Origin of the sequence: Nocardia sp. NPDC023852 (assembly GCF_040639505.1) — a bacterium.
In the GTDB taxonomy this organism is placed as follows: Bacteria; Actinomycetota; Actinomycetes; order Mycobacteriales; family Mycobacteriaceae; genus Nocardia.
The window spans coordinates 772,613-793,303 of sequence record NZ_JBFAAB010000002.1; the positions used below are offsets into that span (position 1 = coordinate 772,613).

Below are 20,691 nucleotides of genomic sequence, written 5' to 3' on the forward strand. Positions count from 1 at the left end.
TCAGGTCCTCGGACGCTCGAGTATCCGTGACATGACGATCGAACTGCGGGTGCGCCCCACACGTGCGTTCTCGCGAATCCGCTCGACGGTCACCTCGATCTCGGCCATGTCGGTAGCCATCACATGCACCAGGGCGTCGGCCTCGCCCGCGATCGTCCACACGCCGACCACCTGAGGGATCGGTTCCAGGCTGCGCTTCAGCTCGCCCGGGGAGATGTTGTCGCGGTAATAGACCTCGACGTATGCCTCGGTCTTCCATCCGAGCGCGGCCGGATTGACGAGGGCGGTGAACCCGGTGATCTGTTTGCTCGAGACCAACCGGTCGACCCGGCGCTTCACCGCGGGCGCGGACAGTCCGACCGCGCTGCCGATCTCCTGGAACGAGGCGCGCGCGTGCCCGAGGAGATGTTCGAGAATTCGGCGATCGAGGTTGTCCACGTCACACTTCCTCTAGCTTCACGCAATGATCAACCGTGTGCAAGGCAATCTACGCAATGAATTGCTGTTCCTGGCACAATAGCAGGCGAATTACGGTCGTTGGAGTTGAAAGTTCACGCCGACCTCCGGAGCCACCGTTGACATCTGTAGCCACTCTCCAGGCCGAGTCCGCCGCACGTCGTCCGTCGCCGCGACGGTTTGTCATGTGCCGCCCGGATCACTTCGACGTCACCTACTCGATCAATCCCTGGATGAACCCCGATGAGCCCGTCGACCGCTGCCTGGCGATCGCGCAGTGGGAGACACTGCGCGCCAGCTACGAGGAGTATGGACACAAGGTCGATGTGGTGCCCGGTCTTCCGGGCCTGCCCGACATGGTGTTCGCCGCCAACGGCGGGCTGATCGTGGGGGACCGCGCGATGTCCGCCCGCTTCACCCACCCCGAACGTGCCGCCGAGGGGCCGGCCTATCACCGGCGATTCGCGGAGCTCGGGCTAGCCGGTGTGGTCGGCGCCGAGGAACTGAACGAGGGGGAGGGTGACTTCCTCCTGGTCGGCGACCGGTTGTTGGCTGGCGTGGGGTTCCGAAGCTCACTGGCGGCGCATGAGGAGGTGTCCCGCCACTTCTCCTTGCCCGTGGTCTCCCTGGAACTGGTAGATCCGCGTTTCTATCACCTGGACACAGTCCTGCTGCCGCTGGACTCCAGTACCGTCGCCTACTATCCGCCCGCTTTCAGTGCGGCGGCCCGCGCGACCCTCGCCGACCTCTACCCCGACGCGATCCTTGCCACCGACGCCGACGCGGCGGTACTCGGGTTGAACGGCGTCTGCGATGGATTCAACGTCTTCCTCAGCAGCCGCGCCACCGAACTGAGCGAAGCTCTCCGCGCACGCGGCTACAATCCGGTCGGTATCGAGATGTCCGAACTACTCAAGGCGGGCGGCAGTGTCAAATGCTGCACGCTCGAAATCCACTAGCGAAACCGGGACACGCGCGTAGTCGGCCGCCGGTTCGGCGGCGATGGTGCCGTCGGACCACCTCGAGCAGGTGTCGGACGCCTCCGGTTCGGCTGATCGCCGAGTGGGCTTCGGGTGCTGCCGCACTACGGCAGACTCTTATTCGAAGTGATAGCCCTCGTTGGTCGCCACGACATCGGTGACCGTTCCGCGGGGGCGGCCGCAGCGGCGGTCACAGCCGGACCAGTGCTGACGTCCGGCCACCGAGACCTCCGCCGGTGCCAGGAGCGGAGCATCCGAAATGCCTTGTCGCGAAGCTGGTTTCGCCTCCGCATGCCCGGTTACCCGTTCGGCTCGTTCAGCTGGCGGAAGCACACGGCCTGCTGCGACCGCCGCCGCCGCGTCGGCCCGGACATCGGTGTGCGACTTCGCGCAACCGGGCCGTCCCGCGCATGCGCTGACCAGTAGCCACGGGGAATCGGCGTCGAAGATCAGGCCCATCGGCGCGAGCACGCGCACCACCTGTTCGGCGGCCCATTCCTCCAGGTCGGTGACGACCAGGCTGCGCCACGGCGTCACGAAGACCGTTCGTTCGACGGCGGCGAGGAATTCGGCGGTGCGGGCGGGCAGGGAGCCGAGGCGGACGCCGGCGCCGAGACCGACCAATCCGTCGTCCTGCTCCAGCCAGCCGATCGGAATGTCCTGGCCCGCAGCGAGTTCGATTCGATCGGGCCTGGGTGAGAGACCGAGGAGATCGGCTAGGCGTTCAGCACCGCGCTCGAGGTCGCGCAACCGCCACCGGCCTGGGTCGTCGCCGCGCAGCTCCAGGAAGCCGTGCGCGGCGGCGAGCATGACGTCGACCGCGTCGTCGGCGGTGATCCGGATGCCGCTGTCGCTTCCGGCCAGTAGCAGCGCGAAGTCGTCCGTGGCGACGGCGTGCACACCGATGTCGGCGGCGAGTCCGCTGACATCGCCGCGGCCGTCGTCGAGCGAGAACAGCACCCTGCCCGGCAGGTCGGCCAGACGCGGCGCGGCGAGCAGCCCGGCATCCAGTGCGGGTACCAGCGCCTGCACGTTCGCCAGTCCGCCGATCCGTCCGGACAGCGGAGAAGCAACGATATTGCGCACCCGCTCGTGGGTGCGGCTCGGCAGGAGACCCGCGCCGGTCAGCCGTTCCGTCAGGGCCGTGGCGTCGCATATCCGGCGCAGTTGGACGTTGCCGCGCGCGGTGAGCTCGATATTTCCGTCCCCGAGGTCGCGCGCGGCCCCGGCGAGCACCTGCCACTGCGCGGGCTCCACCCGGCCGCCGGGCACCCGAATCCGCGCCAGCGGCCCGTCGGCCGCCTCGTGCAGCCGCAGCACGCCGGGACAGGAATCAGCAACATGTCGCGCCATAGCCTCCTCAGCCTACGTACACCGCCAAGCGGAGGGCCCGCGCCGACCCGGTGTCCGCTGGCTCACCACGCCAGGGACGCCACCCGATATGGAGCGGATCGTCGGTGGCGGGCATCCGGTTCAGCGGGGTGTGGTCGTTTAGGGTGGGCGGATGTCTGAAATCGCTACGGTGGCGGACCGGCTCGATATCGTTGAGGTGATCACAAAGTTGTTCGTGTACACCGACCAGCGTCGGTGGGAGGGGTTGCTAGGGGAGGTTTTCACGCCCACGGTGGATTTCGACGGCGGGTTCGGCGGGCCGGTCGGGAATCGGGCCGCGGCCGACATCGTCGAGGACTGGCGGACTGGGCTCGCCGAGCTGGACGAGGTGCACCACCAATCCGGTAATCACCTGATCGATCTTCGGGGTGACGTCGCGATCGCGCATGCCGACGCGATCGCCGTCCACGTGAAGAACTCGGCGGCAAACGGCAAGACCCGCACGTTCGTCGGCAGCTATTCGCTGGGCACCGTGCGTACCCCGAATGGATGGCGGATCGACCGGTTCCACTATTACCTGAAGGTCGTCGACGGGAACGGCGACTTGACCTAGTCGGATAGTGGACGACTTTTCGGCCACCGGCGCCGCGGAGCCTCGCCGCCGCCCCCGAGCAGGACACATGGGAAAGCCGGACTCGGGCGGCGGGTAGCATTTGCTTGCTCGGCGGACGACGAGGAAACCGGTGGAAATCCGGTGCGGTCGCGCCACTGTGAAAGCCAGACCCTCTCCGGCGAGCAGCGAACCCCCGATGGGCGCGTCACCCGAGGAAGGCTGCCACCCGTGTTTTTGTTGCTGTCCACATCCGACACCGATCTGCTGAGTGCCCGCGCCAGCGGCGCCGACTATCGGTGGGGCAACCCTGCTCGCCTGCTGGTCGACGATCTGCCCGGCCTGCTCGGCGGCGTCGACCTGGTGATCGTGCGCATCCTCGGCGGCAAGCGGGCGTGGGAGGACGGGCTGGCTGCACTGCGCGCCAGCGGCGTTCCGATGGTGGCGCTCGGCGGCGAGATCGCTCCGGACGCCGAGCTGATGGAGTGCTCGACCGTGCCGGGCGGTGTCGCGGCCGACTCGCACAACTACCTCGCCGCGGGCGGCCCGGGCAACCTGCGTCAGCTGCACAACTTCCTGTCCGACACGGTGCTGCTCACCGGGCACGGCTTCGAGCCGCCGGTCCAGCTGCCCAGCTGGGGTGAACTGGACCGTGCCGCGGCGCCGGTCGACGGGCCCACGGTCGCGGTGATCTATTATCGCGCACAGCATCTCGCGGGCAACACCGCCTATATCGACGCCCTGTGCACCGCGCTCGAAAACGCGGGAACGCGCCCGCTGCCGCTGTACTGCGCGTCGCTGCGTACTGCTGAGCCGGAACTCCTCGCCACCCTGCGGCAGGCCGACGCCCTGGTGGTCACAGTGCTGGCCGCGGGAGGAAGCAAACCCGCCACCGCCTCCGCCGGCGGCGAGGACGAGGCCTGGGATGTCGGCGCGCTCGCCGATCTGGATGTGCCCATCCTGCAGGGACTCTGTCTGACCACCGGCCGCGCCCAGTGGGAGGCGAGCGACGACGGCCTGTCGCCACTGGACGTCGCCACACAGGTCGCCGTGCCGGAGTTCGACGGCCGGATCATCACGGTCCCGTTCTCGTTCAAAGAGTTCGATGCCGACGGCCTGTCGACCTACGTTCCCGACGCCGAACGTGCGGCTCGCGTCGCGGGTATCGCGACGCGCTACGCCCGCCTGCGCTACGTTCCCGCCGCCCGCAAGCGCGTCGCCGTCATGCTGTCGGCCTACCCGACCAAGCATGCCCGCATCGGCAATGCCGTCGGCTTGGACACCCCGGCGAGCGCGATCCGGCTGCTCACCGAAATGCGTGCCGCCGGATACGATCTCGGCGATCCCGGCGAGGTCCCAGGCCTGGACGAACGCGACGGAGACGCCCTTATCCACGCCCTCATCGCGGCGGGCGGACAGGATCCGGACTGGCTGACCTCCGAACAGTTGGAGGGCAATCCGATCCGCATCGGCGCGGCCACCTATGCCGCATGGTTCGACACGCTGCCCGAGGATCTGCGTGAAGCCGTCGTCGAGGCGTGGGGCCCGCCGCCTGGCGCGCTCTACGTCGACCGCTCGTCCGACCCGAATGGCGAGATCGTGATCGCGGCATTGTGTTTCGGCAACGTCGTGCTGATGGTGCAGCCGCCGCGCGGCTTCGGCGAGAATCCGGTCGCCATCTACCACGACCCCGACCTGCCGCCTAGCCACCACTACTTGGCCGCCTACCGCTGGCTCAGCGCGCCCGAGGGCTTCGCCGCCGACGCGATGGTGCACCTCGGCAAGCACGGAAATCTGGAGTGGCTGCCCGGCAAAACGCTCGGTATGTCCGCCTCGTGCGGCACCGACGCCGCGCTCGGCGACCTGCCGCTGATCTACCCGTTCCTGGTGAACGACCCCGGCGAGGGCACCCAGGCCAAGCGGCGCGCGCACGCCACGCTGGTCGACCATTTGATCCCGCCGATGGCCCGGGCCGAAAGCTACGGCGACATCGCGCGTCTGGAACAGCTGCTCGACGAGCACGCAAACATCTCCGCCCTCGACCCGGCCAAGCTCCCCGCCATCCGCCAGCAGATCTGGACGTTGATGCGCTCCGCCGAGATGGACCACGATCTAGGTCTCACCGAGCGCCCGGACGAGGAGTCCTTCGACGACATGCTGCTGCACGTCGACGGCTGGCTGTGCGAGATCAAGGACGTGCAGATCCGCGATGGTTTGCACGTGCTCGGCCAGGCGCCCGCTGGGGATGCCGAACTCGACCTGGTGCTGGCAATGCTGCGTGCCCGTCAACTCTGGGGCGGCGAGCGTTCGGTGCCCGGCCTACGTGAAGCGCTCGGCCTCGACGAGTCCGGAACCGAGGCGCGTGAGCGCGTCGACGCCGTTGAAGGCCGGGCCCGGCAACTGGTTTCGGCATTGCAGGCCGCGAACTGGTCGCCGGACGCGGTCGACGGCATCACCGACAATGCGGAGGTCCGCCGGGTGCTGCGGTTCGCGGCTACCGAGGTGGTGCCGCGCCTGCGCCGGACCGGCGCGGAAATCGAGCGGGTGTTGCACGCGCTCGACGGCGGGTTCATCCCGGCGGGCCCGAGCGGTTCTCCGCTGCGCGGCCTGATCAATGTGCTGCCGACCGGGCGCAATTTCTACTCGGTCGACCCGAAGGCTGTGCCGTCGCGCCTGGCCTGGGAAACCGGTCAGGCTATGGCGGAATCGCTGCTGGACCGGTACAAAGCCGACCACGGCGAGTACCCGCGATCGGTGGGTTTGTCGGTGTGGGGCACCTCCGCAATGCGCACCTCGGGCGACGATATCGCCGAAGTCCTTGCGCTGCTGGGTGTCCGACCGGTGTGGGACGAGGCGAGCCGCCGGGTCACCACACTCGAGGTGATCCCGCTTGCGGAACTGGGCCGCCCCCGGGTCGATGTCACCGTGCGCATCAGCGGCTTCTTCCGCGACGCCTTCCCTCATGTGCTCGCCCTGCTGGACGACGCGGTCCGCTTGGTCGCCGACCTGGATGAGCCCGCCGAATCGAACTACGTGCGCGCGCACGCCGAGGCCGACCTCGCCGAGCACGGCGACCGGCGCCGCGCGACCACCCGACTCTTCGGCTCCAAGCCTGGCACCTACGGTGCCGGCCTGCTCCAGCTGATCGATTCGAAGAGCTGGCGCACCGACGACGACCTCGCGCAGGTGTACACCACGTGGGGCGGCTACGCCTACGGCCGCGATCTCGACGGCGCGCCCGCCGCCGAGGACATGCGCGGCGCGTACCGGCGCATCGCGGTGGCCGCCAAGAACACCGACACCCGCGAGCACGACATCGCCGACTCCGACGACTATTTCCAGTTCCATGGTGGCATGGTCGCCACCGTTCGGGCGTTGACCGGCAGGAACCCCGAGGCCTACATCGGCGACAGCACCCGCCCCGACGCGGTGCGCACGCGGACCCTGTCGGAGGAGACCTCGCGAGTGTTCCGTGCCCGCGTGGTGAACCCGCGCTGGCTGGAGGCCATGCGCAGGCACGGTTACAAGGGCGCCTTCGAGATGGCGGCGACCGTCGACTACCTGTTCGGCTATGACGCCACCACCAATGTCGTCGCCGACTGGATGTACGAGAAGCTCTCGGAGAGTTATGTTTTCGATGACGTGAACCGCAAGTTCATGGAGCAGTCCAACCCGTGGGCGCTGCACGGTATCGCAGAGCGGCTGTTGGAGGCCGCCGAGCGCAAGCTCTGGGAGCACCCCGAACCGGCCACCCTCGATCGGCTGCGTCAGGTCTACCTGGAGACCGAAGGAGAATTGGAATAGTACGAAAGATCAACCCCCCAGTTCTCGGGGAATATCGAAATATATGATTGTGCAAGACAATTCGATTATCCACAGATCTCGACATCGTCATGTCGGGAGCGCATGATGAGTGATGTTTCATGGCCGTTTTCCGGGGAACGCCACACTCATATCGGCTGGATGATTGGAAAGTCTCATGAGGATAAGGAAATTGGTAGCGACCACGCTGCTGACCATTGCCGCCACCGGAGTCACCGCGGCCACCGCCCACGGTCAGGCCGAGGTGTCCGACCAGGTGATCAGTGGTGTCGACCACGGTGTCGCCTACACGGCGGCCGTCGCACCCGACCGGTCGAGCGCGACCGTCACGCTGGCCTCCGGCACGTTCGGCTTGACGCCGGACGCGGAGGTGGCGGTGCTCGCGCCGGACGGCGCGGTGGTCGCGACGGTGCCGACCACTCTGCAGAGCGTGGCCGGTCAGCAGGTCAGGGTGGTGCCGGAAGTCGACGCGGCCGCGACCACGCTGACGTTGACGCCGGTCGGCGCCGCCGTCCCGGAACTTGGTGCGCCACAGTTCATCGGTGACGCGGGCACCACCGTGGCAGGTGTGTTGATCGGCTGCGCCGTCGGCGCGCTGATCGGTCTCCTGTTCTTCATCGTCGGGTTCCTGCCCGGCTGTGTGATCGGCGGCATCATCGGCGGTATCGCGGGCGCGAACCAGCCGTAGAGCGCTGCGACGGCGAATCGGCCGTGGTCGGTGGGTATTTCCGAGCGCGGCCGGTTCTCTGTGCCGCCGGATTGTGCCGTGCGCCCGGCCCGGTCGCGCGGCAGCTGCAATAGCGAGAGCCGCGCCAACTCCGCGATCGCGATCGTGGAAGGATCGCTCCCGCGATCGGCAGCCGTATCGGAGCGCTCGCAGGTGCTAGCGGGTTTGTGTCATGCAAGGCTCGACCGCGAAGTCGAGTCCGAAGTTGTTCAACGTCACCGGCAGCGGAGCGCTCGGGTCCGGCTGTGGCGTGGACCGCAGTCGGAATTCGGCGGCGGTCAGCAAGTGCGCGAGCAGCGTGCTCGTGACGAACAGGACGAGGTTGCGGCCGGGGCAGTCGGCTGGGCCCGCGCTGAACGGCACCAGTTGCGGATACTGTTCCGCGCGGCCGTCGAGCCAGATGTCCGGAACGAACTCGTCGGCGAACGGAAGTAGGTCGGGATCCCGATGGAAGGCCGGGACCGCGATCATCAGCGCGGCACCCGCCGGGATGGTGAAGCGCTCGTCGCCGTCGCGCCACTGCGTGTCGGTGGTGACGTCCCGCAGGATCGTCGGCGTGGTCGGCCACAGCCGCACCGACTCGAGCACACAGGCCCGCAGGTAGTTCCGCAGGTCCAGACGACCCGGATCGGCGGCGTCGGCCAACGCGCGGGCGTGCTGCTGTGGGTGGGTCGTCAGCACCGCAAGCGCTCGGCTCAGCGCCATCCCCGCGGCATCGAACGCGAACAACCAATGCGGAATCTGCCCGACGGGGTCTGTGGCGCCCCCCGCCGGGAGAGCGGCCAGTGCCCCGGCCAGACTGTCGGGTTGGGCGGACTCGACATAGCGGTACAGGCGATTGGTGAACAGGTCGCGCTGCCTGCGGTGCGCAGGCGCCAGAAACGACCAGTTGCCCGCCGAGCGCAGTCGCCAGAGTTCGTCGGTCAGTGTGCTGTCGTCGCGGCCCCGGTCGCCGAGCACCAGCCGTCGCACCAGTCGCCACCAGTGCACCGTGAACTCTGACGCGTCCAGGTGACCCCGGTGCAGCGCGGACACGACGACTTCGCGCGCCTCGGTCGCGACGACCGCGGCGAACGGCCCCGCGAGTCGATGCAGGGGCTCGCCCGCGTCCAGCGCGGCCTCGTTCAGCGCTCGGCGCTGTGCACGAATCGGGCCGTCGGACAAGAGGACACCGTGCGGCTGGAATTGTCGCAGCGCGGCACGCTTCTCCCGATTGGCCGGGTGAAACGGTGTCGGCGAATCGGCAAGCACTCGGCCGACGTCACCCGGGTCGAGTACCACGACGATCCGTCGTCCTGGCACAACGAGTTCCACTGGACCGGAACCGAATTCGCGACGCAGCAGCCGCATGCGTTCGATGGCTCGGGAATCGGCCCTTGTGCGCTCCAGCAATCCCAGCACCGGCCGTCGCCGTGCGATCACCCCGGACGCGACCGAGGCGAATCCGAGATCCGCCAACGCCGCCGCCGCGGACACCCCCACCAGTCGGTGTTCGCGGGTCCTTGTCATACGGCCTCCTCCCGGTGTATCGACGTCGACACGGTGCCGACGACCGAGCAATTACCCGGCAATGTGTGCCTGAAACCGCGCGGGGTGCGCACGCATCGGTCGTCTTCCTCATCTCCGCAGGTCGGAGCATGGAATGCCGCCGAAGATGTCGGGTGGACGGTGCCCGCCGAGCAGGCATGCGCTCTGCCGTTCGACCATCCCCAGGCGGGACCGTGCTCGGGCACCGGCAAGGACGAGTTGCGTATGCTGGCCCGACCGCCTCGATCAGTGTTCTGCCGTTCTGCCGCACTGCGGCCGAGAGCACTCGCAGGAGGGAAAGGAGACGGTAGTCGATGGTCGACGAGCAAGGCGAGCTGGACACCATGGTGTCCTGGTTTCACCGGGAATCATCGCTGTTGCTCGTCGAGGACGACGCGGCGGATGCCCTCCTCGTCGAGGAACTGGTCGCAGACGCGACGCCAGGCCTGCGGCTGGAGTGGGTTCGTTCGCTGTGCGAGGCGGGGGAGCGCCTTGCTGAACAGTTGCCCGACTGCGTGCTGCTGGACCTGCATCTCCCCGATGCCCAGGGACTAGAAGCGTTGGCGCGCGTGCGCGAGTACACCGACGAGGTCGCCGTCGTCGTCCTCACGGGGCTCGCCGAGGAGCGCACCGGTCTGGCCGCGGTCGCCGCGGGCGCGCAGGACTACCTGGTCAAAGGTCGAGTCGAGCCGGAACTGTTCGCGCGCGCGGTGCGGTACGCCATCCAGCGCAAACAGGCCGAACGCGCGACGGCGGCACTGCGGGCAGGGCAGATGCGGGCGCAGGAGAACGCCCGCCTGGAGCGCGGCCTGCTGCCGACGCCGCTGCTGCGCGGGGAACGCCACGCCGACGTCGTCACGCGGTATCGGCCAGGGCGGGCACAGGCGTTGCTCGGCGGTGATTTTTACGACGTGGTACAGCAGGCCGACGGCACCGTACACGCCGTGATCGGCGATGTGTCCGGGCACGGCCCTGACGAGGCGGCAACGGGTGTGGCTTTGCGATTGGCTTGGCGCACGCTGGTTCTCAGCGGGATCACCGGGGCACGGCAGCTTCGGCTACTGGAGCAGCTCTTGCTTGCCGAACGCACCGGCGGTCAGACCTTCGCGACGGTCACCAGTCTGGTGCTGCTGCCGAGGCAGCGGAGCGTCCGGGTGCTTCGGGCCGGGCATCCGGGCATGCTGGTGTGCACCGAAGCCGACGTGCGGTGGGTAGAGGTGCCAGGCGGCCCCGCCCTGGGATTCCTACCGGAACAGGCGGATTGGCCGGTCCATGAACTGTCGCTGCCGATTGGGGCCGGACTGGTGTTGTTCACCGACGGCTTGTTCGAAGGACGCACCGGCCCCGAGGGAGCGCGGCTCGGCGAGGACGGGCTGCTACGGCTGGCCCGCACGCTGACCACCCGGGAGCCGGAAGACTTCGTCGACCAGCTCATCGGCCGCGTCGAGGCGTCGGCCCAGGAGGCGGGTGGACTGGACGACGACGTGGCTGTCATGTATCTGCGATGGAGCCGAGATCAGGACGAACCATGACGACAGCGATACCGAACACCGGTCTGGCCGGACGTCTGACCGCGCGCGCCTGGTTCCAGTTGGTACTGGCACTGATGATCCTCGTGGTGGTCGTCGGCGCGTTCGCGGGTGCCCGCGTGATCACCGAGACCAACCGGGTCACCGACCGGCTGGTGAACGAGACGCAGCCCGCTGCCGCCGAGGCGTACCGGCTGCAGAGTGCGCTGGTCAACCAGGAGACCGGGCTGCGCGGGTACGCTATCGCGGGCGATCCGCGGTTTCTCGCGCCCTACACCGAGGGCAAGCAGGAGGAAGCCAGGTCGGCCGCGCGCATTCGTGAGCTGCTGGCGGGCCGTCCCGGGCTGCTCGCCGACCTGGACGGAGTGGAACACTCCGCACAGCGGTGGCGCGACGGCTACGCCGAACCGCTGGTGGCCGCGGTGTCGCAGACCAGCTCCCGCGCGATCGACGCGGTGCGCGGCAACGAAGTCTTCGACGAGCTGCGCGGCCGATTGGACAGCCAAAACCGCGATCTCGCCGCTGCCATCGACGGAGATCGCCGCGAACTCGACCGAATGCGCACCACGCGCAACGCCGTGCTCACCGGCATGGTGGTGGTCTTCCTGCTGGCGGGCGTCGCGTTGACGACCCTGGTGCGTCGCCTCGTCGTCAGGCCACTCGCCTATCTGCAGTCCGCGTCGCTGCGCGTCGGACAAGGCGACTTCCACCATCGCATCAGCGTGCGCGGGCCCGCCGACCTCGCCACCGTCGCAGCGGCGGTCGAGAGCATGCGCCGCCGGATCGTTGAGGAACTGGCGTCTGCCCGCGCACAGGAGTCGCTGCTCGCGGAGCAGGCCGCGGACCTGGACGCGCAGACGACCGAACTGCGCCGTTCCAACGCTGAACTGGAGCAGTTCGCCTACGTCGCCTCCCACGACCTGCAGGAGCCGTTGCGCAAGGTGGCCTCGTTCTGCCAGCTGCTGGAGAAGCGGTACGGCGACCAGCTCGACGAGCGCGGCAAGCAGTACATCGACTTCGCGGTAGACGGCGCGAAGCGGATGCAGGTGCTGATCAATGACCTGCTCACCTTCTCCCGCGTCGGACGGGTCACCGACCGTAACGAGCCCACCCGCCTCGACAAGACCCTGGACAAGGCCCTGACGAACCTCGCCGCCGCCTGCGAGGACACCGGCGCCCGCATCGAGTTTCCTGACGAACTGCCCGAAATCACCGGCGATCCGACGCTGCTGAGCATGCTGTGGCAGAACCTGATCGGCAACGCGATCAAGTTCCGCAGCCCCGATCAGCCTCCGGCGTTGCGCATTACGTGCGAACCGCAGGGCCCTGCGGGCTGGCTGCTGTCGGTGTCGGACAATGGCATCGGTATCGCCCCCGAGTTCGCCGAGAAGGTGTTCGTGATCTTTCAGCGACTACACAGTCGCGACGAATACAGTGGTACCGGAATCGGATTGGCGCTGTGCAAGAAGATCGTCGAGTACCACGGTGGGCGGATCTGGATTGATCCCGCGTACACCGAAGGCACACGGTTCTGGTTCACCCTGAACACGTCGGCCGACGACGGTATCCGCGAGGACGAAGGAATTTCGTCGACCACGTCGGCGTGACGCCGGAACCGTTCGAGGAGCTCTCGCTCAGTTTCGCGACTGCGGCTCGTCGGCCGCCAGTGCTGCCTCCACGGTGTCGAATATGGTGAGCAGCCGGTCCAGCGCGGTCACCTCGATCGGCCGTCGCGCCGCGACGCTCGGCACCACCCGCAGTCCACCGGAACCGGTCGCCGCCGACGCGGCGAGCAGGACGCTCAGACCGGCCGAGCCGAGGAATCCGACGTTCGACATATCTACGACGACGGTGGGTGGCGTCTCGCCCATGACTTCCTCGAGCGCCGACTGCAAATGCGGCGCGGATGCCATATCGATTTCGCCGTGCACGGTGACGATCACGACGTCGTCCGCCGAACGCACCTGGACTTCCAGGGTCCGGGGTGTGCCGTCGGCACTCACAGTCCACCTCCCGTGTGAGCGGCGCGCCATCCGGGGACGTGACCGGAAGTCGACGGCACACGGGAGGGATACTCGGGTTTGCTTCCGCTCGTCGGGCCGCAATGCGCCACTTCTGCCTCCGCTGCGTGTCGAACCTCTGGCGCACTGGGCACGGCGCAGAGTAAGTAGTCTGTGGTCAACTTACCCCATCAGGTCCGGGGTCAGCACACGCCGCGATGCCACCCCAGCCGAACGACCAAGGCGTTCGTTCGCGACGAAAGCGCCTTCTGCCAGCCGAAACTGGTGTTTGCCTGCTTGCGTCGCGGCCGTCACCGCTCGTGGTGGGGATCGCATCGCCAGATGCCGGCGGAATGAGAATTCCGCCCACCACCAAACCGGTGTAGGAGCCGCAGCCGGTGAGGTTATAGCGCGATCTCCCTGCCTTCCGCATGGCACTGGCAGAAGCTGGTCGAGCGGGATGCTGCGCTCGTTCCGGAGCACGATGAACCGCGATCAATGTTGCACCGAACTGTTCCGGCACATCTATCCCGGAGCCCTGCCGCGGTGCAGTCCGACCGCTTCCGCGACACCGACGAAAACCCTTATCGATCACCTGGTTCCATCTGTCGCGCCGACGCTACCGGGTAAGCACGGGATCGTCCGGTGGGGGCGGTGCGGTGCTCCCCTACGGTCGGAAATGCCCCGGAGATCGTCGGCGGCGTGCAGTCCGCAAATCGGAGGCGATCTCCCTGATAGGTAGGGTGCCCGCGCCGCTGGCGGCAGACCGACACCGAATTCGTGGAATGTGGCGATGAGCCAATCCGCCGGGTGGCCCGTCGCGAAATCCAATCATGCAGGTTGATCCGGAGTTCTCGCCGATCCGTCTGCGCGCTGGTGCGGGCGAGTCGGCGCGGGGGGCGTGCCCGGTTTGTCCGGAGGGCCGATGTGGTCGAGGTCTGTCGAGCGATCGACTCGGTCGGCGCGTTCGGAGCGGGGGACGAGAACGCGTCGACCGACTTCTGTCGTGCGGTCGCCCAGCGGATTTTCCGGCGGCCATACGGACGACCGAACCTGCGGCGCGGTCGCCGACCATCCCTCCACCTACTGTCGAAGGCCGTGTACGGGACCGGCTCGCACGGCTCCGAACCTGTCTCACTGGAAGTGATCAGCAATGACCGAGACCGGGCAGCCCCACACGGACCTGCTCGACCTGGCCTATCCCTACGCGATGGACGCGGTAGCCGAGATCGAACGCCGCAGCATCGAAAACCGTGTGGCAAAGGCGGATTCCGTCACCGCAATAGCATTCGCCGCCACCGTGCACCGGGTCAGGGAGACGCTGACGGCGCTGAGCATGTCCGAGGCGGTGAATCCGCCGCCGACGCTGGAGTCGAAGGTCCTGCAGGCGCTCGACCAATCGACCGGCCACGCGCCACCACCCGAACGGCGCGGCACAGCGGTGGTCGGTCGGGTGCCGCGGCTGGTCTGGCTCGCTGTCGCCGCCGTGGTCGCCGGGGGCGGGGCGGGTGGCATCGTGATCGCCGAGCGGACCATCGGCAACCATGCCGTGCGGTTCACCGCCGAACAGATACTGGTACAACCGGATTCGAGATCCCATGTCGCGCAGCTGCCCGGCGGGGGCACGCTCACTGTGCGCACCTCGGCGCGGCTCGAGGCTGTCGCGGTGACGTTCGAAGCGGTGCCCGCACCCCCTCCGGGGCAGGCCTACCAGCTCTGGCTGGTCTCCTCCGGAGTCCCGCGCTCGGCGGCGGTGTTGACCAGTGTGCCGCAGGCGGGGGTGCTCACCCGATTCGATCCGGCGGATATCCTCGCCGTCACGATCGAACCCGCGGGTGGTTCCGCGCATCCGACCTCTCCGCGGCTCGCTGCGGTCGCCCTCGGCTGACGGGGCCGACACCGCCGGTGCGGCGGCTACCCGCATCCTTCAAGAGTCGCACCTGCCACCTCACGGATGACGTCACCCACGTCGCGGCGGGCGCGGAATGCCGCGAGCTGACGGTGCGCACCGTTGCCGCGGGCCAAGACGGCGGCGAACGCCTCGTCCACGAACTGGCGGTCACCCGCTTCCTCGAGGGCGGGAGCGGCGTGGTCGATCAGCCTGCCCAGCAGGGTGCGGATGGGCTCCACGTGGCAGTCGAACGGGTCCACCCCGTCCCCAGCGAGCCCTGAACGCGCGGCTTTCCAATACGCCGCCCGCAGTACCCCGGCCGGGACCGCGGGCGCGATCCGACCGGCTGCCAAGGACTTCCGCGCCATCACCACTGTCGCGCGCACCAGCGCGGCCAGCAGCGCGGTCTCCTCGACGGTGGCGGGGATATCGCTGACCCGCACTTCGACGGTCGGGAACGAGATCGACGGGCGGACGTCCCAGTAGATCATCTTTCGGTCCAGGATGGTTCCGCTGCTGAGCATCATCTCGACCATGGCGTCGTAGTCGCGCGAGGAGGAGAAGTACGGCGGTGGTCCCGCGCTCGGCCACCGTCGCCACAGGATGCTGCGCCAACTGGCGTAGCCGGTCTCGACGCCGCGGTAAAGCGCCGAGTTGGCCGTCAGCGCCAGCAGCAGCGGCAGCCACGGCCGCAGATAGTTGCCGACTTGCACCGCCGTCTCACGATCCGGGATGCCGACGTGGATGTGGCACCCGGACAGCCCCTGCTCGTGTCCGAGCATGCCGAAGTTGTCGGCGATGCGCTGATAGCGTGGGGTGTCGGTGACCGGGACCTCGGTCGGCGCCGTCGGTGGGATGCCCACCGCGAGCAGGCGCGCGTCGTTCCGCTCCGCACAGGCGGCGATGCTGCGCCGCAGCTCGCGCAGCTCCCGGTGGAGCGCGGCGATGTCGGTGTGCACCGCGGTGTTGGCCTCCAGTTGGCAGCGCGTCAGTTCGAGTTGCAGATCGATGCCGCTCTCTTTTGCCGTCCGAGCCACTTCGACGTTCTTTGCCACCGGGGCTCCGGTTCCCGGATCGGCCAACAGGAACTCTTCTTCCACACCGACGGTCGCGCGCCCAGCGTCCATGCTGGCCGGATACCCAAGGTTTCCGTCGCTAGTCGGCCGTTGCGGTGCGAGATCGCCGCTCGGATACCGCTCGACCACCGGGGGTCGCCGCGTTTGAACGGCGTCGCGTGGGCAACCTCGGCCGCATGGGCCATACCGATGGGAGGCATGACATGTTTCGAATCGCCGTCCGAATCGCCGCGACAGTGGGCTCGGCAGGGGTGTTCGCCGCGACTGGGGCGGGACTCGCCGTCGCGGCACCGACCTTGTCGGCGGACACCCAGGAAGAGGGGAGCATCAAGGTGGGAAGCCAGCCGGACGGGGAAACCTGGATGTGTGCGCTGGTGGGCTCCGCTGAGACGTCGGGTCCGCGCGTCGACATCGCCCAGGCCATGGAGAGCCGCGGTGGGTTCGCGGCGGGGAGCACCGTCCTCGCCGGCTGCTGGGGACAGCAGCTGCCGTTCGTGGCCGTGACCAGCGGGGTCACTTCGCTCGACGACGAAGACTAGCGCCGCCGCTCGGGAGTCGCGGCGGCCTCCCACGGACGGTGCTGCGGAAATGCCGCCGCACCGAGTCCGACGATAGGTTCGTCGCATGCGGATCGTCGTCCTCGGTTCGGGCATCTCGGGTCTTTCCACCGCGGCGGAACTGCTGCGTGACAAGCACGACGTCACGATTGTCAGTGCCGAGCCGATCACGGCGACGACCTCTTTCCTGGCCGCCGCCGTCTGGTTTCCGACTGCGGCGGGCCCGGTCGAGCGCGTTCGAGCATGGAGCGAAACGACATTCGAGCGTTTGGCGGTCTTGGCCGCGGCGGGCACGCCGGGCGTGCGGATGTGCGAGTCCACGGCGCTCTACCGCGGCGAGCCCGCGGTCCCCGTGTGGTCGCGGTCGGTCCGTTCCTTCCGCGCCGCCGACCAGGCTGAATTGCCGCGCGGCTACTCCTTCGGCTTCCGGTTCGCCGTTCCGCTGGTGGAGATGCCGACCTACCTGCCGTATCTGCGCGACCAGGTGGACGCTGCCGGGGCGCGGTGGGTGTTGCGCACCATTCACCGGCTCGACGACCTCGGCGACCTGTGCCCGGACGTGGTGATCAACTGCGCGGGACTGCGCGCCGCCGAACTCGTCGACGACCCCGAGGTGTATCCGATCCGCGGCCAGATCGTGCGCGTCGCGAACCCGGGGCTGTCGATGTCGCTGCGCGACGAGGCCCACCCGCTCGGTCGCGCCTACGTCCACCCCCGCGCGAACGACTGCGTTCTCGGCGGCTCTCTGGACCTCGGCGAGTGGGACACCACTCCGAACGCCGAACTGACTCGGTCGATTCTGGCGCGCTGCCGCGACCTGGCCCCCGCCTTGGCCGACAGTCGGGTTCTGGAAACCCTCGTCGGTCTGCGCCCCGGCCGCAGCGAAGTCCGGCTCGAACTCGACACCTCAGCGCTGCCCGGCATCCCCGTGATCCACAATTACGGCCACGGCGGTTCCGGCATCACCATCGGCTACGGTTGCGCCCGCGAGAGCGCCGCTCTCGTCGCCGCTCTGTGAACGGCGGTTTCGCGGCCAGTCGCCGTAGCTGCGCGATACCGCCGACGCCAGCGCGCTCCAAGCGGTCAGCCCCACAAATCCGCGCGAAGGAGCGCATCGACGGAATCGGGTGTCCATCGGCGGTCCGCGCCGGGGCGGGTCGCGAGGTAGGCCGCGGTGGTCGCGGTGGTCCAGTGATGTGCGGCGGACAGGCCGGTGGCGAGGTGTCGGAGGTAGGCGGGGGAGGGTGGGTTGCCGGGTAGGTCGCGGTAGCGCCAGGGTGCCGTGAAGGTCAGGACGGGATGGCTTTCGTGTGTTCCGGCGCGGACCAAGGTTTCGTACCGGCCGGGCCCTAGTGCCGTTGTGCCACTGTCTATCACCTTGACCAAATCCAGGTCGGCGCCGGGGGCGCGGTACATCTCCTGGGCCATGATGTCGGAGAACTGGGCGGCGGTGACGAGGTGGGCGTGCACGGCGATCTCGCTCCGGCCGGCCGGGTCGTAGAACGCTCGGCCACCGGTCCAGGTCAGCGATTCGGTGGCGAAGTACAACAGGCCCGGGAGCATTAAGGGCACCGAGCGGATCGGATCGGCTCGATCACGGCAGCCGGGCAGGGTCAGCGCTCCGCCTTCAGGCTTGCCACCGCGCAAATAGGTGCGCAACCGCGTCAAGCTCATGTTCGAGCCGTAGGCGGCATACCACACCGGATCCGTCCAGGAGCGTGCGTCCGATCGCGCGGGCAGCGCTTCCCATCGTGTGGCCACCGAATCGGCGGCCACATACTCGGTACGCCGTGCCGTCATCTCACCCATTCTCGGCCGAATCGGGCCCGCGCGGCCACCGCCTAGGCGACCGCGGACTCGGCACTCAGGCGTCGAGATCGGCGGCGACCAGTTCGGCGACCTTGTCCAGGACCACCTGGTCGTCGCTGGTGACGACGACCGCGGTGCCCTGGGTGGCGCCGAGGGTCATGATCATGAGCGCTGAACCTGCGTCGACGGGCTCGCCGCCGACGACGGACAGCGTCACGGGAACGCCCGCTGCCTGAACGACTTCAGCGATGATGTTGGCGGGGCGGGCGTGTAAACCGATGGATGAGCCGACTGCGACGGTCGCGTGTGCCATGGTGGAACTCCTTGTGGGACGGGTTTATACAACGGTGACGGTTGCGGGGGAGGTGGCAGGACGAGCCCGGACGAGTTCTTTGGCCACCGTGACGCAGAGTGCTCCGACGACCGCTCCGGCAGCCAGTGCGGCGAGGAACCAGAGCAGGTGTCCCACGGCGAAGAAGACGAAGATGCCGCCGTGCGGTGCGCTCAGCGTAGTGCCGGTGGTCATGATCAGCGCTCCGGTCACGGCGCCGCCCGCCATCATGGATGGGATGACGCGCAGCGGGTCGGCGGCGGCGAAGGGGATCGCGCCTTCGGAGATGAAGGACGCGCCGAGCAGCCACGCGGCCTTGCCGTTTTCGCGTTCGGCGGTGGTGAACAGGCCGGGCCTGATCGTAGTGGCCAGCGCCATGGCCAGCGGAGGCACCATGCCCGCGGCCATAACCGCGGCCATGATGCGCAGGGAGGCGGTGTCGGTGACGCTGAGACCGGCGACGGCGAACGAGTAGGCGGCCTTGTTGACCGGTCCGCCGAGGTCGAAGCACATCATCAACCCAAGGATGATGCCGAGGAACACCGCCGACGTGCCGGACAGGCCATTGAGCCAGTTGGTGAGTCCGGTGGTCACGGCGGCGAGTGGTTTGCCGAGCACGATGAACATCACCGCGCCGACGACCAGCGACGCGAACAGCGGGATCACCACGACCGGCATCAGCCCCCTGGCCCACCGCGGGACAGCAAGTTTCGCGATCCACAGGGCCGCGAATCCGGCGATCACTCCACCCGCCAGACCGCCGAGGAACCCGGCGCCGACGAAGACCGCGACCGCTCCGGCGGTGAATCCGGGTGCGAGGCCCGGCCGGTCGGCGATGGCGAAAGCGATGTAGCCGGCCAGTGCGGGGACCAGGAAGCCGAAGGCGAGTGAGCCGAGCTGGAACATGACCGCACCGAGGTAGGTGGCCAGACCGCCGTCGGGCAGCGCGCCGAGCGAGTTGTCCAGGACGATGGACTTGGCCTTCTCGGAGATCTCGTAGCCGCCGAGTAGGAAGCCGAGCGCGATGAGCAGGCCGCCCGCCGCGACGAACGGGATCATGTAGCTGACGCCGGTCAGCAGGATCTGCCGCAGCCGAGTGCCCCACCCGATGGCGCCGGGAGCCGGTGCGGTGGAGGGCTTTTCGCCGAACTCCGAATCGGCGACGGTCGCTGCGGCGGGATCGTCCGCGGCGCGGAGCGCATCGGCGATCATGCCATCGGGTTCGTTGATCGCTCGTTTGACCCCGGATTCCACGACAGGCTTGCCCGCGAATCTGTCGCGCCCGCGCACTCCGACGTCGGTGGCGAAGATGACCGCGGCGGCGGCCGCGATAGTCGCGTGGCCGAGTGGAGTACTGCCGCTCGAACCCTGAGTTTCCACGTGTACCGTCACCCCGGCGCGTTTACCCGCGGCGACCAGGGAGTCGGCGGCCATATAGGTGTGCGCGATACCGGTCGGGCAGGCGGTGACCGCCACGATCGCCCGCTCGGCGCCTTGCTCCTCGTCCTCGGCCGCCGTGGTCGTGCTAGCCGGTGCGGTGTCGGCGACGGTGGGTGTGCGCTGCGAGCCCGTCACTGGACTCGGCGGGCCGAACACGGCCTCCACCAGGGTCACGATGTCGGCGGCCGTGGCCGCAGCGCGCAGGTCACCGACGAACTCTGGTTTGACCAGTGCCCGAGCCAGACCCGACAGCAACTTCATGTGCTCGGCGCCGGCCCCCTCCGGCGCCGCGATCAGGAAGACGAGGTCGGCAGGGCCGTCCGGGGCGCCGAAATCGACCGACGGAGCGAGCCGGGCGAACGCGACCGACGCCGTGATGACGGTCCCGGCGCGGCAGTGCGGAATCGCGATGCCGCCGGGAAGACCGGTCGCGGATTGGGATTCACGTGCCAGTGCGGCGTCGCGCAGCGCCGTGGCGTCGGCCGCGCGGCCGACGCCGGCCAGGCGTTCGGCGAGCGCGGCGATCACCGATTCTTTGCCGGTGCCGAGATCGACGTCGAGGGTGATCAGGTCCTGGGTGATGATCGAGTCGGCCACTGTGGCC

At 68.4% G+C, this 20,691-nt stretch carries 17 protein-coding genes and 1 riboswitch; of the genes, 9 read left to right on the forward strand and 8 right to left on the reverse strand.

The features are described 5' to 3' along the window. Positions 1–438: an Lrp/AsnC family transcriptional regulator gene (locus tag AB0H00_RS07255; RefSeq protein WP_357262152.1), complete on the reverse strand. Its 438-nt coding sequence runs from the start codon at positions 436–438 to the stop codon at positions 1–3. A 137-nt stretch (positions 439–575) separates the two neighbouring features. On the opposite strand from AB0H00_RS07255, the gene ddaH reads away from it, so the two are divergent. Beyond that, the gene (gene ddaH, locus AB0H00_RS07260; protein WP_357262155.1) at positions 576–1,415 is read left to right on the forward strand and encodes a dimethylargininase; all 840 of its coding nucleotides are present in this window, start codon (positions 576–578) and stop codon (positions 1,413–1,415) included. Positions 1,416–1,553: 138 nt separating this feature from the next. On the opposite strand, the gene cobG is transcribed toward ddaH, so the two are convergent. Further along, the gene (gene cobG, locus AB0H00_RS07265) at positions 1,554–2,789 is read right to left on the reverse strand and encodes a precorrin-3B synthase (RefSeq protein ID WP_357262158.1); all 1,236 of its coding nucleotides are present in this window, start codon (positions 2,787–2,789) and stop codon (positions 1,554–1,556) included. A gap of 151 nt (positions 2,790–2,940) precedes the next feature. Between cobG and AB0H00_RS07270 the strand changes: the two genes are divergently transcribed. The 3 genes from AB0H00_RS07270 (at position 2,941) to AB0H00_RS07280 (ending at position 7,888) form a co-directional block, all read left to right on the forward strand. Continuing rightward, the gene (locus tag AB0H00_RS07270) at positions 2,941–3,381 is read left to right on the forward strand and encodes a nuclear transport factor 2 family protein (protein ID WP_357262161.1); all 441 of its coding nucleotides are present in this window, start codon (positions 2,941–2,943) and stop codon (positions 3,379–3,381) included. Between the two features lie 73 nt (positions 3,382–3,454). Further along, positions 3,455–3,576: riboswitch (cobalamin riboswitch) on the forward strand. A gap of 33 nt (positions 3,577–3,609) precedes the next feature. Then, positions 3,610–7,182: a cobaltochelatase subunit CobN gene (cobN, locus tag AB0H00_RS07275; protein WP_357262164.1), complete on the forward strand. Its 3,573-nt coding sequence runs from the start codon at positions 3,610–3,612 to the stop codon at positions 7,180–7,182. Positions 7,183–7,357: 175 nt separating this feature from the next. After that, positions 7,358–7,888, forward strand: a complete 531-nt coding sequence (locus AB0H00_RS07280) for a hypothetical protein (RefSeq protein WP_357262167.1) — start codon at positions 7,358–7,360, stop codon at positions 7,886–7,888. A 195-nt stretch (positions 7,889–8,083) separates the two neighbouring features. Here AB0H00_RS07280 and AB0H00_RS07285 read toward each other — a convergent pair whose 3' ends face one another. Further along, complete coding sequence (locus AB0H00_RS07285) at positions 8,084–9,436, reverse strand: cytochrome P450 (protein WP_357262170.1); 1,353 nt, start codon at positions 9,434–9,436, stop codon at positions 8,084–8,086. 332 nt (positions 9,437–9,768) lie between these two features. Here AB0H00_RS07285 and AB0H00_RS07290 point away from each other — a divergent pair, with 332 nt between their 5' ends. Both AB0H00_RS07290 and AB0H00_RS07295 read left to right on the forward strand, forming a co-directional pair. Further along, on the forward strand, positions 9,769–10,986 hold the full coding sequence (locus tag AB0H00_RS07290; RefSeq protein WP_357262173.1) for a fused response regulator/phosphatase: 1,218 nt from the start codon (positions 9,769–9,771) through the stop codon (positions 10,984–10,986). Continuing rightward, complete coding sequence (locus AB0H00_RS07295; protein ID WP_357262176.1) at positions 10,983–12,590, forward strand: CHASE3 domain-containing protein; 1,608 nt, start codon at positions 10,983–10,985, stop codon at positions 12,588–12,590. The genes AB0H00_RS07290 and AB0H00_RS07295 overlap by 4 nt, the downstream gene beginning before the upstream one ends. Before the next feature lie 27 nt (positions 12,591–12,617). On the opposite strand, the gene AB0H00_RS07300 is transcribed toward AB0H00_RS07295, so the two are convergent. Beyond that, positions 12,618–12,986 (reverse strand): STAS domain-containing protein, encoded by a 369-nt coding sequence (locus tag AB0H00_RS07300; RefSeq protein ID WP_357262179.1) that lies wholly within the window; start codon positions 12,984–12,986, stop codon positions 12,618–12,620. Positions 12,987–14,136: 1,150 nt separating this feature from the next. On the opposite strand from AB0H00_RS07300, the gene AB0H00_RS07305 reads away from it, so the two are divergent. Beyond that, entirely contained in the window at positions 14,137–14,871 is a 735-nt protein-coding gene (locus AB0H00_RS07305) for an anti-sigma factor (protein ID WP_357262182.1), read from the forward strand. Positions 14,872–14,897: 26 nt separating this feature from the next. Here the strand turns inward: AB0H00_RS07305 and AB0H00_RS07310 are convergent, their stop codons facing one another. After that, positions 14,898–16,001 (reverse strand): glutamate--cysteine ligase, encoded by a 1,104-nt coding sequence (locus tag AB0H00_RS07310; RefSeq protein WP_357262186.1) that lies wholly within the window; start codon positions 15,999–16,001, stop codon positions 14,898–14,900. 152 nt (positions 16,002–16,153) lie between these two features. Here AB0H00_RS07310 and AB0H00_RS07315 point away from each other — a divergent pair, with 152 nt between their 5' ends. Both AB0H00_RS07315 and AB0H00_RS07320 read left to right on the forward strand, forming a co-directional pair. Further along, positions 16,154–16,489 carry a hypothetical protein gene (locus AB0H00_RS07315; protein WP_357262189.1) on the forward strand — a complete coding sequence of 112 codons (336 nt, stop codon included), beginning with the start codon at positions 16,154–16,156 and terminating at the stop codon, positions 16,487–16,489. An 85-nt stretch (positions 16,490–16,574) separates the two neighbouring features. Continuing rightward, positions 16,575–17,525, forward strand: coding sequence for an FAD-dependent oxidoreductase (locus AB0H00_RS07320; protein WP_357262192.1), 951 nt, complete (start codon positions 16,575–16,577; stop codon positions 17,523–17,525). 65 nt (positions 17,526–17,590) lie between these two features. Here the strand turns inward: AB0H00_RS07320 and AB0H00_RS07325 are convergent, their stop codons facing one another. The 3 genes from AB0H00_RS07325 to AB0H00_RS07335 form a co-directional block, all read right to left on the reverse strand. Further along, on the reverse strand, positions 17,591–18,307 hold the full coding sequence (locus tag AB0H00_RS07325) for a histone deacetylase (RefSeq protein WP_357262195.1): 717 nt from the start codon (positions 18,305–18,307) through the stop codon (positions 17,591–17,593). Positions 18,308–18,371: 64 nt separating this feature from the next. Next, on the reverse strand, positions 18,372–18,629 hold the full coding sequence (locus AB0H00_RS07330; protein WP_357262198.1) for an HPr family phosphocarrier protein: 258 nt from the start codon (positions 18,627–18,629) through the stop codon (positions 18,372–18,374). A 24-nt stretch (positions 18,630–18,653) separates the two neighbouring features. Beyond that, entirely contained in the window at positions 18,654–20,684 is a 2,031-nt protein-coding gene (locus tag AB0H00_RS07335) for a fructose-specific PTS transporter subunit EIIC (protein ID WP_357262201.1), read from the reverse strand. Positions 20,685–20,691 lie beyond the last annotated feature (7 nt).